Source organism: Mariniphaga sp. (assembly GCF_041687215.1).
Lineage (GTDB): Bacteria > Bacteroidota > Bacteroidia > Bacteroidales > Prolixibacteraceae > Mariniphaga.
On the sequence record NZ_JAWLCI010000004.1, the window covers coordinates 99,479 to 112,837 of the forward strand.

The 13,359-nt window shown below is 42.4% G+C and carries 12 protein-coding genes; 4 read left to right on the top strand and 8 right to left on the bottom strand.

Annotation, left to right across the window (positions count from 1 at the left end; genetic code table 11):
• Positions 1–55: 55 nt before the first annotated feature.
• Both ACESMA_RS03225 and ACESMA_RS03230 read right to left on the bottom strand, forming a co-directional pair.
• A complete protein-coding gene (locus tag ACESMA_RS03225) occupies positions 56–691 on the bottom strand; it encodes a hypothetical protein (RefSeq protein WP_372947324.1) in 636 nt (211 codons plus the stop codon).
• A gap of 72 nt (positions 692–763) precedes the next feature.
• The gene (locus ACESMA_RS03230; RefSeq protein WP_372947325.1) at positions 764–1,588 is read right to left on the bottom strand and encodes an ion transporter; all 825 of its coding nucleotides are present in this window, start codon (positions 1,586–1,588) and stop codon (positions 764–766) included.
• Between the two features lie 137 nt (positions 1,589–1,725).
• Here ACESMA_RS03230 and ACESMA_RS03235 point away from each other — a divergent pair, with 137 nt between their 5' ends.
• Positions 1,726–3,336: an amidase gene (locus ACESMA_RS03235; protein ID WP_372947326.1), complete on the top strand. Its 1,611-nt coding sequence runs from the start codon at positions 1,726–1,728 to the stop codon at positions 3,334–3,336.
• Positions 3,337–3,507: 171 nt separating this feature from the next.
• On the opposite strand, the gene ACESMA_RS03240 is transcribed toward ACESMA_RS03235, so the two are convergent.
• The 6 genes from ACESMA_RS03240 to ACESMA_RS03265 all read right to left on the bottom strand — a co-directional run bounded on the left by ACESMA_RS03240 (position 3,508) and on the right by ACESMA_RS03265 (position 10,340).
• Complete coding sequence (locus ACESMA_RS03240) at positions 3,508–4,131, bottom strand: transposase (protein WP_372947327.1); 624 nt, start codon at positions 4,129–4,131, stop codon at positions 3,508–3,510.
• Positions 4,132–4,382: 251 nt separating this feature from the next.
• Positions 4,383–5,615, bottom strand: a complete 1,233-nt coding sequence (gene serA, locus ACESMA_RS03245; protein ID WP_372947328.1) for a phosphoglycerate dehydrogenase — start codon at positions 5,613–5,615, stop codon at positions 4,383–4,385.
• A 40-nt stretch (positions 5,616–5,655) separates the two neighbouring features.
• Entirely contained in the window at positions 5,656–8,244 is a 2,589-nt protein-coding gene (locus ACESMA_RS03250) for a beta-mannosidase (protein WP_372947329.1), read from the bottom strand.
• Positions 8,245–8,362: 118 nt separating this feature from the next.
• A complete protein-coding gene (locus ACESMA_RS03255; RefSeq protein ID WP_372947330.1) occupies positions 8,363–8,554 on the bottom strand; it encodes a DUF2892 domain-containing protein in 192 nt (63 codons plus the stop codon).
• A 64-nt stretch (positions 8,555–8,618) separates the two neighbouring features.
• The gene (locus ACESMA_RS03260) at positions 8,619–9,047 is read right to left on the bottom strand and encodes a C-GCAxxG-C-C family protein (protein WP_372947331.1); all 429 of its coding nucleotides are present in this window, start codon (positions 9,045–9,047) and stop codon (positions 8,619–8,621) included.
• 99 nt (positions 9,048–9,146) lie between these two features.
• Positions 9,147–10,340, bottom strand: a complete 1,194-nt coding sequence (locus tag ACESMA_RS03265; RefSeq protein ID WP_372947332.1) for a phosphoglycerate kinase — start codon at positions 10,338–10,340, stop codon at positions 9,147–9,149.
• Positions 10,341–10,449: 109 nt separating this feature from the next.
• Here ACESMA_RS03265 and ACESMA_RS03270 point away from each other — a divergent pair, with 109 nt between their 5' ends.
• The 3 genes from ACESMA_RS03270 to ACESMA_RS03280 all read left to right on the top strand — a co-directional run bounded on the left by ACESMA_RS03270 (position 10,450) and on the right by ACESMA_RS03280 (position 13,354).
• On the top strand, positions 10,450–11,625 hold the full coding sequence (locus ACESMA_RS03270; protein WP_372947333.1) for an ATP-binding protein: 1,176 nt from the start codon (positions 10,450–10,452) through the stop codon (positions 11,623–11,625).
• Positions 11,626–11,741: 116 nt separating this feature from the next.
• Complete coding sequence (locus ACESMA_RS03275) at positions 11,742–12,887, top strand: stage 0 sporulation family protein (RefSeq protein ID WP_372947334.1); 1,146 nt, start codon at positions 11,742–11,744, stop codon at positions 12,885–12,887.
• Positions 12,884–13,354 (top strand): gliding motility lipoprotein GldH, encoded by a 471-nt coding sequence (locus ACESMA_RS03280; RefSeq protein ID WP_372947335.1) that lies wholly within the window; start codon positions 12,884–12,886, stop codon positions 13,352–13,354. Before ACESMA_RS03275 ends, ACESMA_RS03280 begins: the two co-directional genes overlap by 4 nt.
• Positions 13,355–13,359: the final 5 nt, after the last annotated feature.

Below are 13,359 nucleotides of genomic sequence, written 5' to 3' on the forward strand. Positions count from 1 at the left end.
GATGTGTTGTTAACCGGATGGAACAAAAAAACCGGCGTAAAACCGGTTTAAACTTTTAGCTTTTGTATGGGAATTTCCTCGAAACAGGCCCCATCATGGCATGTGTCAACTGTTCAGGGCTACTTCCTACACCTCCGGAATAAACATGATTGAATCTCCACAATAATTCAGAATTTTTTCCGCTGTGCAGTGAAACAGTTACTTCTGCCGTGTTGGTCGGCCCCCAAATGTCGAACAGAATTCCAACCGCAAGTGCAGCTCCGGTTGACATTGGCTTGGATGTAATCACATGGGCAGAAATAACTTCATCCACTTCGAGCAACCTGGCCAGTTCATCCTTTGAAAATTCACCCAGATTGTAAATGTCAATCTGATTTCGTCTGAGCATCATGTTGGTTTTATCCACATCCTGAAAATTTACCGCAAACTTGTGCTTTTTCTGCAAAAAACGGTTGTAAATCTGGTTTTGAAAAACAAACCCAAGTTCGTATTCATTTTCCCTGATTTGCTCCGACGTAACATTTTTTGGCAACCGGTTATATTGCACGGTTACTTCGAATGGCAAAATAGCAATGGTTTTGTAATTTTCCCCGGAAGTTTCCAGTTCCGAAGTTTTGTACACGGTGGCACAGCCTGAAATTACCCATACAGCCAGTACAAATAATCCCAATAAAATTGTTTTCCTTTTCATTGTTTACATTATTGAATTGTTTATAGCTGACAATAAGACTTTATTGTCTGAAATTCGTTACAAAAAATTCAATTATTCGGTTGATTTTTTTTCAGGATGAAGTTTTTCCCCGCATTTCTTGCAGTATAGCGCATCGTCATCATGCTTATCGTGAAGGCAAATTGAACAAACCTGAGTATTGCTTTGGGTTGACGGACGCATCATTTCGGCGGTAACAATTCCGGTAGGTACAGCAATTATGGCATACCCCATAATCATTACCAAACTGGCAAGAAACTGCCCCAATGGCGTAATGGGGCTAATATCGCCATAACCAACTGTTGTAAGCGTAACAATGGCCCAGTAGATACTCACCGGAATACTGTTAAAACCACTTGCTTCGCCCTCAACCAGGTACATTAGAGTTCCAACAATTATTACCAAAATGATGACAAAAAATATAAATACATTTATTTTCTCGCGACTATTCCAAATGGCTTTTGCCAAAGTGCGCCCCGCAGCGGTATAGCGGGTGAGTTTAAGTATCCGAAATACACGCAACAGCCTTAAAACCCTGATTACCATCAAACTTTGATAGCTGATTATTATCAATCCCAAATAACTTGGTATAACCGCCAGAAAATCGATAATTCCGTAAAAACTAAAAATATATTTCCACGGTTTTTTAACAACAAGTATCCGAACGATGTATTCAAATGTAAAAATCACAGTTATTATCCACTCCAGCAATATCAGTGTATCGCCATGATTCTTTCTTATGGCCGGCACACTTTCAAGCAATACCAATACAACACTCATCAAAATTACCACAAGTAAAACAACATCAAATGCTTTTCCTGCCCGGGTATCGGCTTCAAAAATAATTTCGTAGAGCTTGTCTTTAAAATTTTTTACCATTGTTTTAATTCAAATGGTTTACAGGATTCAAAAATACCAAAACCTGTTGGATTCTTTTATTGGAACTTACTTTCTTTTTCTGCTCTAAAATGTTAGGAAAACCTTATTTTTAATTCCTGAAGCTAAAAACCATTTTTATGAAACGCCGAACTTTTTTCAAAACCACTGCCCTCAGCGGTTCAGCACTTGCAGTTACCGGGCTGGCAAGTTGCCAAACCACAGATAAAAACTCCGAACTCCAACCCGATTTTTCGGAATTTGAGCTGAATGAAATCACGGTGGAAGAATTGCAGCAAAAAATGCAGAAAGGTGAGCTCACCTCCGAATCAATCTGCCAAAAATATCTTTCCCGTATCGAACAGGTTGACACTGTGCTGAAATCGGTGATGGAACTGAATACTGACGCACTTGAAATTGCCCGTAGGTTGGACGAAGAGCGGAAAAACGGAAAAGTGCTTGGACCGTTGCATGGAATACCAATCATGATAAAAGACAACATCGATACTGGTGACAAAATGCAAACCACAGCCGGTTCGCTGGCATTGGAAGGCCATGTTGCAGAAGAAGATGCGTTCATTTTAAAAAAACTGCGCGAAGCCGGCGCCGTTTTGCTCGGAAAAACCAACCTGAGTGAATGGGCCAATTTCCGTTCCACCAACTCATCAAGTGGGTGGAGCGGACGCGGTGGCCAGGTGCGTAATCCGTATTGCCTCGACCGCAGTCCGTGTGGCTCCAGCTCGGGCACAGGCAGCGCAGTTGCAGCAAATTTGTGTGCCTTTGGCATTGGCACCGAAACCGACGGTTCCATTGTCTGCCCGTCGGGAGTAAATGGAATTGTTGGACTTAAACCTACGCTTGGATTGTGGAGCCGAAGCGGAATTATTCCCATTGCGCACAGCCAGGATACTGCCGGACCGATGACCCGCACGGTGAGAGATGCCGCCATTTTGTTAGGAGCACTGTCTGGTTTTGACCCAAACGATGCGAAAACGCACATTGAAAAAGGGGAAATTTTTTCTGACTACACGCAATTCCTCAACCCGGAAGGACTGAACGGAATGCGCATTGGCATTGCCACTCAAATGACCGGTTTTCATAAAGGTGTAACCGAACTTTTTGCGCAGGCTGTGGAGGTGATGAAGTCGAAAGGCGCTGAAGTTATCAATGAAGTTACTTTTGAACATCAGCAAAAATGGGGAGCCGCTGAATGGGAAGTTCTGCTCTACGAATTTAAAACCGATTTGAACAACTACCTGCAAAGCCATCCGAACGTGCCGGTAAAAAGCCTGGAAGAACTTATTGAATTCAATAAACGAAATGCCGGAAAAGAGATGCCCTGGTTCGGTCAGGAAATTTTTGAACTGGCACAGGAAAAAGGCGATTTAACCAGCGAAGAATACCTGAAAGCACTGGAAGAAGCCAAACGATTTACCCAAAAGGAAGGAATTGATGAAGTGATGGACAAGTTCCGGCTGGATGCCATCATTGCCCCAACAAACGGCCCGGCCTGGAATATCGACTGGGTTAACGGCGACCATTTTTCGGGAAGCAGCTCGGCGCCGGCAGCCATTTCGGGTTACCCGAACATTACCGTTCCCATGGGGTTTGTGCACGGTTTGCCTGCCGGTATTTCCATTTTTGGCAAGGCATGGAGCGAACCTGTTTTGTTGAAAATTGCCTATGCGTTTGAGCAGGCAACAGAACATCGGAAGGCGCCGGGGTTTGTGGAAACGCTAAAATCACTGTAATTCGGATAACATCCTTCAAGGCGCCGGATGGTATCGCTTAGGGGCGATGCTATCCATAACTTATTTTGAAATTCTGCAAAAATACCTCCTGGACATTTACGGATAGCATCCCTTCATCTTAATTCAAGGCAGTTGCAAGAAACGACAAGGGATGCCATCCTTTAAAGCTTTTTACTCTAGATTCAAACTACTTTTTTCTTCATGAAAATAATTATGGAAATTCAAAAAATTCTCCAGGCCATCAAAAAGCACTAGTCCTAATTCTTTGGAAATTTTTGTTGGTTTATTACTAATATAAGCCTGATAAGAACTGTATTTGTAATTTTTAAAATCATTTGTAAGTCCATGTTTAACAGGGTTGTAGTGGATGTAAAAAAACAAATACCTCAAATACTCATCCTCCTCAATCATTAAACGCTTAAAATTTCGGGTAAACAGGCTTCCAGTTCTGTTCTCCTTAATATTAATTGCCTGCGAATAAGAAATAAACAACCTCCGTAATCTTTCTGAGATGAAAGCTCCAACTTCTGATTCATTAGTCAACTCCTCTGTCTCATTATTATCCGGATTTTCAATTACAATTTTTTCCGATAATTTGATAAGAAAATGAAAATGGTTGGGCAGCAAACAATAGACAAGTACATCAACATAATCATTTAGATGCTTCGTCCAGAGATACAGGAAATAGTCATAATTTTCAGGTTTGAAAAAAATCGTGTTTCTGTTAATACCCCGATTGAAAATGTGGAAGTAAGCTCCGCCTAAAAGCGGCATTATTGTTTTATTTGCAGGCATTTTTGCTTTAAAGGTAGAAAAAGTTATCTGAAAATTTAGGGATAGCATCCCATCAATTCATTTCAAAACATTGCAAGAAAGCAACAAAAGATGCCATCCATCTGAGCGCCGGATGGCATCGCTTATGAGCGATGCTATCCATAGCTTATTTTTAAAATCTGCAAAAAAACTTCCTGAACATTTTCGGATAGCATCCCATCTTTTCATTTCAAGTTTGCTACAAGAAACGTCAAGGGATGCCATCCTTTGGGCTAATAAAGCATCCTCGCCCGTATTGTATGCGGAATGGCTTTTAGTTCCTTCAATATTTTATCACAGTTATTGCATTCGGCATCAATAATTACATAACCGATTTCGGCATCGGTTTGCAGGTACTGTGCGGCAATATTTATTCCCTTGTTGGTAAAAACGAAGTTGATGTCTTTCAGCAAACCGGGCATGTTTTTGTGAATGTGCAGAAACCGCTGCTTATCATAGTTGGGCTGAATGGAAACCTGCGGAAAATTGACTGCACCAACTGTGGAACCATTGTCGCTGTATCGGATGAGTTTTTCAGCCACCTCCAACCCGATATTTTCCTGCGCTTCCTGCGTACTGCCGCCAATGTGCGGAGTAAGCAGTACATTATCAAAATCCTGCAAGGGGGAACTGAATTTCTCAGTATTGGAAGCCGGCTCTGTGGGAAAAACATCGGCTGCCGCACCTGCCAAATGACCATTTTTAAGAAACTGAGCTAACGCTTCGTAATCCACAACCGAACCACGAGAAGCATTGATAAGAAGAGAACCTTTTTTCATTTGTGAAAACTGCTCAATAGAAATCATGTTCCGTGTTTCCGAAGTTTCTGGCACATGCAGGGTTACCACATCCGATTTTTTGAGCAGTTCGCTGAGCGATTCACAGGCGTAAGCTTTGCCCAGGCTCAGTTTCTTTTCAATATCGAAATAGAGAACATTCATTCCCATGGCTTCGGCCAGAATAGAAACTTGCGAACCAATGTGCCCGTACCCCACAATTCCGAGGTTTTTCCCACGAACTTCACAGGAATTTCCAACTGCTTTTAGCCAGTCGCCGCGGTGTGCAGCCGCATTTCTTGCCGGAACTTCGCGCATCAGCATAACAATTTCAGCAATCACCAATTCTGCTACCGAACGCGTATTGGAAAATGGAGCATTAAATACCGGAACACCTTGTTGTTTGGCTGCCAGAAGGTCAACCTGATTGGTTCCGATACTAAAACAACCCACGGCAAAAAGTTTTTTCGTTTTTTTTAAAACCTGCTGAGTAAGCTGCGTTCGCGACCGTATTCCCAGAATATGAGTGTCTTTTAGTTTCTGTTCGAGTTCTTCACCATCGAGAGCAGTTTTGAGGTACTCCACATTGGTGTACCCGGCAGATTCAAAATCCTTTACTGAAGATGGATGAATGCCTTCCAGTAGCAAAACTTTGATGTATTTTTTTTCGAGCGAAAGCTTTTTGGGCATAGTATCAGGTTTTCCTGCAAAAATAAGATTTTATGCGAACTTAAAACGCATCATCCAACGTTCGAACGGTTAGCAATTCAATCAATTTCTCTTCCGAAATATCTGTTTTCAGGTTGATGGTAACTTTTTCGCCGGGCAACATATCGAAATAATTGTCGGAGAAGAATCCTTCCTCATCTCCAATTTGTAAATAAACATTTTTGGCCAGTTTGTCGGTTTTCAATTCAATATCAAAACCTGAGTCTGTTTTTGCAAGGGTATAAACCACTTCAGGGCTCGGAACATTGAGCTCCTTAAACGGCCTGAAAAAGTATAAATTCCGGGAAATAGTTATTCCGTTTTCGATGAGTTCGGCCGAAAAAAGCAAGTTCCGGGAATCTTTCCGGTACAAAAATTCAAATTTGTTTTCGTTGAAATAGTCTTTACTTGAGTTGGCTGGAATCTCAACCAGCGATGCTGTTTCCCAAATCACACGCCCATCGAAATCCATCATTTTCAGAATGAGCTGGGCACTTACCTGTTCCAGCCGGTCGTTTACAATGCCAACTTTAAACTTAAGGTCATCCTGGTATGGGCTGACCAAAACATGCTCAAATCCTTTTTTCACATAATACTGCAAAGCTTTCCATTTCTGGTAATAATCGGTAGAACTCCACGAGGCCACAGGCCATACATCGTTCAGTTGCCAATACAAACTTCCCATCGTAAACGGCATGGCGCGGCGATGACCTTCCAGTCCGAACTTAATACCTTCGGCCTGCAACACATGATTTACGTACAGAAACGATTCAAAATCTTTAGGACGCCTGTATTCCTTCAGCAAATAATATTCGATGGTTTCGTTGCCAATGGACGAGCGCTGGTGCGATTTCATCACTTCAGAATAGATATCAAAATCTTCGGGTTCGGTATATTTCTTAACAGTTGAAAACTCGGGGAACGATTGAAACCCGTATTCACTCATGAACCGGGCCAGGTGCGTGGCATAGGTTTCAAAAGGCTCTTTGCCCCACCAAACGCCCCAGTAATGTTCGTCGCCGTTCACCAAATCGGCCTGAACACCCAAACCTGATGACGGGCTTGAGCCCCAGTAACTGCGTGAAGGGTCAAATTCCTCCACGACTTCCGGCAACGTTTTGTGAAAAATATCAACGTAAGCCTGCCATACTTTCTCCGGAACATCTTCGCCCTGCCTTTCAGCAATCCCTTTCCAGCCCCAGGTATTCCAGGCGGTAAGGATTTCGTTGTTGCCGCACCACAGTGCAATACTCGGGTGATTGCGCAACCGTTTTACATTGTCGATGGCTTCGTGCCGGATATTTTCCAAAAATGGTTCGTCGTTGGGAAACATGGCGCAGGCAAACATAAAATCCTGCCAAACCAGAATGCCGTTTTCGTCGCACAGGTCATAAAAAATATCTTCTTCGTAAACGCCGCCGCCCCAAACACGCAGCATGTTCATGTTCGAATTTTTGGCGGTTTCAATCATGGTTCGGTAATTTTCCTCTGTCACCCGCGGTAAAAACATATCATTGGGAATGTTGTTGGCGCCTTTCATAAATACAGGGTGGCCGTTCAGTTTAAAATAGAACGAGGTGCCGAATTCATCTTCTTCGCGCACCAGTTCCAGCGTGCGGATACCGATGCGGGTATTTTCAAAAATTGATCGCTGCCTTATTTTCAATTCCCCTGTCAGGTTGTAAAGGTACGCTTCGCCCAATCCGTTAGACCACCAAAGCTGCGGGTTCTGAATTTCGAAATCCACCTCGTACTGCTGAATGCCTTCCTGAAGTTGAACAGAAGTTGTTGCCAAAATTTCATCGTCATTATTAACTGACAAGGTTGCCTTTCCTTCTTTTTCAGCCTCAATTTCAAAAACGGCTGTAAATGTGGCCTTTTGTTCAGAAACTTCATTTTGAATGATTTGCAGATTTTCAATACGAGCAACATCCCAGGCATTTAGTGAAACCGGTCGCCAGATGCCGCTTGTAACGAGCCGCGGACCCCAGTCCCAGCCATAGTGATAGCCCGCTTTTCGGGTGTAAATGCTCACGCGTTTGGCTCTTTCCACTTCACCCCGTTCTGCCTGGTCGTTTTCGGCTCCCGGATAAACAAATTCGTTGGCATCGTATTTTTTCAGGCCTTCCGCAATGGGCGAACGAAACCGGAAATGCAATTCGTTTTCACCTTCGTTTAAAATATCTTTCACCTCAACCTGCCATTCACGAAACATATTGTCAGCAGCCAAAATCTGCTCTCCGTTTAAAAAAACATCTGCATAAGTATCAAGTCCTTTAAATTCGAGTTGGACACGGTCGCGGTCAAGCATATTTTCATCTACCGAAAAAATGGTTTTGTATTCCCAGTTCACTTTGTCAATCCACTGCACATCGAGTTCGTTGAGCCGGAAATAAGGGTCGTCAATCACACCATTTTCCATTAAATCGGTATGAACAGTTCCCGGTACAGTGGCTGGCATCCATTCACCTTCACCAGCCTGCCGGAAAGTCCAGCCTTCGTTTATTTCTTTCTGAATCATAAGGTTAGGATCTTTTACTTCTTTGTTGCAACCCCACAATAAAAGCATGATTACAGCCCAGTTAATGAACACGTTATTCTTATGCACCATTTTTTGTAAATTTTTAGCGGCGTTAAATTTCGCAAACCATCTGTTTCTGCCAAAAAAGTTTGACAAATTAAATTACAAAACGTTTATTCAAACCGTTTATTGAGACTCTGATAAAATGTTACTGATCTTCTTTTTTTGCCGTAGAAAAATTAAACGGTATGTAAAGCAAACAGAACCTGAATAAACCTGTTGCTATCAGCGGAATTCCCAAAAGGCCCCACCAACTGTCGAACACAACACCAATAATGGCAATTATCAAACCAAATATAACTCTCAATAACCTGTCAATTGTTCCTACATTGCATTTCATAAATATTATTTTAAAATTTCCCTGGTCTTTTTTCCCACAATCCTGAATCCCTGTAAGAAAAAATTTAAAACCCTTCCTCCAAAATATCGCATGCTGTTTTAATAAATTTGGTGCATCTCGTGTCATGTATTCGTTCTGCATTTGCAGCCGCTGCACCTTCAGGAGTTGAAATATCGTATCCGGTAAGTTCCTTGCAAATCAGGGATTTATGTGCTGCTTTGAATTTTTCATTGAATTGCTTCATCAATAACTTTGTTTTTGTTTTAGCCTTCGGATCAGAGGTAAAATGCCCGTGTTTCATGCCAATTACCATATATGAACCGGTAACTGCACCGCAGGTTTCAGCGCAGTTCATACCGCCGCCAAATCCACTGGAAATTTTGAGGGCTGTCTTTTCATCCAGTCCCAAATCTTTGGCAAACAAACTAAAAACCGTTTGGGCACAGTTGAATTGGGAGAATTGTTTTTCAACCAAGGCTGATTTTTTGGTCATTTTTCGTTTCAATTTTGAGTTAAAGTTAGAAGATTTCACAACATAAAAAAAACCCGAAGTTTTTCACCCCGGGTCGTATTTTTTTTCACTATTGAAAATTTATTCTCCTCTAACCGCTGCCACTCCCGGCAGTTCTCTTCCTTCGAGGTACTCGAGGAGGGCACCGCCGGCTGTTGAAATGTATGACATGCCATCGGTCAAATTGAATTTATTCACACAGGCAACGGAGTCGCCTCCGCCAACCAGCGAGAAAGCGCCTTTTTCAGTAGCTTTTACAATGGCTTCGCCAACGGCTTTTGAACCTTCGGCAAACTTATCCATTTCGAACACACCCACCGGGCCGTTCCACAAAATGGTAGCCGAATTTTCAATCACTTTCTTAAATTTTGCAATGCTTTCCGGGCCGGCATCCAAGCCCTGCCATCCCTCGGGAATTTCGTTGGCCGGTAAAATTTTGGTATTTGCATTTTCGCTAAAATCGTCGGCGGCCACCACATCAGTTGCCATAATCAGGTTCACACCCTTTTCTTTAGCCAGTTTTTCAATGTTGCGGGCAGTGTCCAAAAAATCGGGTTCGCAAATAGAACCACCTACTTCGCCACCATTGGCTTTCACAAAAGTGTAAGTCATTCCGCCACCCAAAATCAAGTTGTCAACTGAACTCAGCAGGTTCTCGATGATGGTAATTTTGGAAGAAACCTTGGCTCCCCCCATGATAGCAGTAAACGGGCGTTTCGGGTTTTTCACCACTTTGTCGAGGCTTTTCACTTCGCTTTCAATCAGGTAGCCAAACATTTTATCGTTGGGGAAAAATTTGGCGATTACAGCAGTTGAAGCATGCGCACGGTGTGCTGTTCCGAAAGCATCGTTAATCCAGCAGTCACCGTTTTGGGCCAATTGTTTTGCAAATTCTTCATCACCTTTTTCTTCACCTTTATGGAAGCGAAGGTTTTCGAGCATTAGAACTTCTCCTGGTTTCAGGGCAGCAGCCATTTTTTTCACTTCTTCACCAACACAGTCAGGCGCCAGTTTTACTTCAACGCCCAGCAATTTACTTAGATGACTAACCAGGTGGCGCATGGAAAACTTGTCCTCCGGTCCGTTTTTTGGTCGGCCAAAGTGCGACATTATAACTGGCGAACCACCTTCTTCCAAAACTTTTTTGATGGTTGGAAGTGCAGCCTGGATTCGGGTATCGTCGGTAATTTCAAAATTTTCGTTTAACGGCACGTTAAAATCCACGCGGATAAGCGCCTTTTTTCCTGAAAAATCGTAGTTGTGAATTGTTTGCATTTTATTCGTTTTTAATGAGTTCTTGAAATTTTAACCAAAGATAAAAAATTAATCTGGCTGAAAATGCCATTGCCGGCATCAAACCCTCAAATTAAAAAATGTTTCACAAATGGAAGCAATCCATACCCGAATCCATTCCAAAAGCATTATTTTTGGGCCTATGTTTTTCAAAGATGTAATAGGCCAGCAAAAGATAAAAGAACGGCTCATCCATTCGGTTAAAGAGGAGCGGATAAGCCACGCACTCATGTTTACCGGGCCCGAAGGAACGGGGAAACTGGCACTTGCGCTGGCTTTTGCACAATTTGTTTCGTGCCGAAACCGTAGCGAAAACGATTCCTGTGGCGAGTGTCCATCGTGCCGCAAATACCAAAAACTGGCACACCCCGATTTGCATTTTGTTTTTCCGGTCTTTCCAACCAAAACCATTAAAAAACCTGTTTCCGATGATTTCCTCCCAAAATGGCGGGAGATGATTCACAATACTCCTTATTTCACACTGAGTCAGTGGCTTGGATTTATTGAAAATGAAAATGCACAGGGTTTAATTTACGAGCGGGAAAGCGACTCTATTATGCGTAAGCTGAACCTGAAATCGTTTGAATCCGAATACAAAGTGATGATCATCTGGCTGCCCGAAAAAATGCATCAGGCCTGCTCAAACAAACTGCTGAAACTGATTGAAGAACCACCCAGCAAAACGCTGTTTTTGCTTATAACGGAAGACGAAGAAGCAGTAATTACCACCATCCGTTCGCGAACGCAATTAATAAAAGTTCCGTTTATCGATAAAGATTCCTTGCGCAAGGCTTTGCAAACTAATAACACGTTTTCTGCGGAGCAAATTGAAGATGTGGTGCGGCTTTCCAACGGAAATTACATAACGGCCATGGAGTACCTCAACCCGGATGAAAGCACTGCCTACTTTTTTGTCAAATTCCAGGAAATGATGCGATTTGCCTACATGCGCGAAGTTTACGAACTCACCCAGTGGGCAGAAGAGATGGCCGCCCTGGGACGTGATCGCCAAAAAGCTTTTTTCTCTTTTGCGCTGCGGCTAATTCGCGAATATTTTATGATGAACATGAACCGTTCAAACCTGATTTATTTGAAAGAAGAGGAAAAAGAGTGGGGTAATAAATTTGCCCCATTTATTAACGAGCGGAATATTATACCGTTTGCCAGGGAGTTCGAACTGGGAATAAAACATATTTCGATGAACGGAAATCCGCGGATTATTTTTCTGGACACTGCACTTAGGATGGTGAGGCTTATAAAACGATAAAACATCATTTTAATTCCTGTTTCAACACCAAATTGCTATTTATCATTATTTTTGTGCATTGCTTTGCGAAAAATTTAATGTAATTTCAAATTTTCGCATCATATTGAAACCAGTTTATGGAGAATGTGGACACAATAGAAAGGGGAGTTTGTTCGTGTACGTATTGCAGTTGCGACAAATTGCATGCTACCGATTGGATGAAGGATATTTCGGAAATTGATGATAATTACGATATTGTTGAAGTGCGTTTCAAAAATACCCGAAAAGATTTTTTCCTGAATGTAAATCAGCTTAAACTGCAAACTGGTGATTTAGTGGCTGTTGAGGCCAGCCCGGGACACGATATTGGAATTGTTTCACTAACGGGAGAACTGGTTTCCCTTCAACTTAAAAAATACAAGGCAACTACTATTAATGGCGAGTTCAGGAAAATTTACCGTCACGCCCGACCAATGGACATTGAAAAATGGAAGGAGGCCATTTCGCTGGAATATGAGACCATGATTCAGTCGCGAAAAATTGCTTCCGATCTAAACCTCGACATGAAAATTGGTGACGTGGAATACCAGGGCGACCGCACCAAAGCCATCTTTTATTATATCGCTGATGGCAGGGTCGATTTTCGGCAGCTAATAAGAGTTTTGGCTGACACTTTTCGCATTCGGGTGGAAATGAAACAAATAGGCGCCAGACAGGAAGCCGCCCGTATTGGAGGAATTGGTCCCTGCGGACGCGAACTTTGCTGCTCTACCTGGATTTGCAATTTTGTTTCGGTAACTACAAACGCCGCACGATACCAGGAAATCTCACTTAATCCCCAAAAACTTGCCGGACAATGCGGAAAACTGAAGTGCTGCCTAAACTTTGAAATAGATTCATACATTGATGCACAAAAAGATTTTCCGCCCAACCATATTCCGCTTGAAACCGAATTTGGAACATATCAGTTTTTAAAAGCAGATATTTTTAAAGGTGTTTACTGGTATTCCAAAAGGGGTGATGCTCCGTCGGCACTTGTTGCACTGCCCGTTGGAACGGTAAAAAAAGTACAGAAGATGAACCGCGCCGGACAAAAACCCGAAAAACTGGTTTCTGAAAATATGGAAGTTGCTCAAAAAGCTGAAGATACATTCCTGAATATGGTAGGACAAGAAGACATAAATCGTTTTAACCAACCCAAAGGAAAGCAACGAAAGAAAAAACGACGTCCACCCAACCGGAATCCAAACCAAAACCGCAACAGAAAACCCAGAAAGCGATGAAAAAAGTAATCATTCTGTTTTCCCTTTTTAGTGTTATTCTGGCTGGGTTTACATCGTGCGATTCAACTCGGGTTTTTGACCAATACCACGAGATTTCTGATTCTGAATGGCATAAAGATTCGCTGGTTGTTTTCAAAATTCCGGTCAGCAATACGCGTGAAAACCACAACATGCTTATCCAAATTCGAAATGAAACGAATTATAAATACAGCAATTTATGGCTGTTTGTTAAAATTGAGCAACCCGGAGGCGAAGTGTTGCGCGACACCTTTGAAATAGTTTTGGCCGATCCATCAGGCCGGTGGATTGGAAAAGGTTTTGGGGGATTAAAATCACTTGAAACTGTTTACCGCCGTGATGTTTTTTTCCCGGTTTCGGGAGAATACACCATTTCAATTCAGCACGGCATGCGTGAAGATATTTTAACCGGAATTCATGATTTTGGAATCAGGGTTGAAAAAATTTAGATGCT

Coding starts and splice junctions, on each gene's coding strand:
- ACESMA_RS03280 (WP_372947335.1), top strand. CDS start 12,884: ATGAAAAAAGTAATCATTCTGTTTTCCCTTTTTAGTGTTATTCTGGCT.
- ACESMA_RS03225 (WP_372947324.1), bottom strand. CDS start 691: ATGAAAAGGAAAACAATTTTATTGGGATTATTTGTACTGGCTGTATGG.
- serA (WP_372947328.1), bottom strand. CDS start 5,615: ATGCCCAAAAAGCTTTCGCTCGAAAAAAAATACATCAAAGTTTTGCTA.
- ACESMA_RS03230 (WP_372947325.1), bottom strand. CDS start 1,588: ATGGTAAAAAATTTTAAAGACAAGCTCTACGAAATTATTTTTGAAGCC.
- ACESMA_RS03235 (WP_372947326.1), top strand. CDS start 1,726: ATGAAACGCCGAACTTTTTTCAAAACCACTGCCCTCAGCGGTTCAGCA.
- ACESMA_RS03240 (WP_372947327.1), bottom strand. CDS start 4,131: ATGCCTGCAAATAAAACAATAATGCCGCTTTTAGGCGGAGCTTACTTC.
- ACESMA_RS03265 (WP_372947332.1), bottom strand. CDS start 10,340: ATGCAAACAATTCACAACTACGATTTTTCAGGAAAAAAGGCGCTTATC.
- ACESMA_RS03270 (WP_372947333.1), top strand. CDS start 10,450: ATGGAAGCAATCCATACCCGAATCCATTCCAAAAGCATTATTTTTGGG.
- ACESMA_RS03255 (WP_372947330.1), bottom strand. CDS start 8,554: ATGAAATGCAATGTAGGAACAATTGACAGGTTATTGAGAGTTATATTT.
- ACESMA_RS03250 (WP_372947329.1), bottom strand. CDS start 8,244: ATGGTGCATAAGAATAACGTGTTCATTAACTGGGCTGTAATCATGCTT.
- ACESMA_RS03275 (WP_372947334.1), top strand. CDS start 11,742: ATGGAGAATGTGGACACAATAGAAAGGGGAGTTTGTTCGTGTACGTAT.
- ACESMA_RS03260 (WP_372947331.1), bottom strand. CDS start 9,047: ATGACCAAAAAATCAGCCTTGGTTGAAAAACAATTCTCCCAATTCAAC.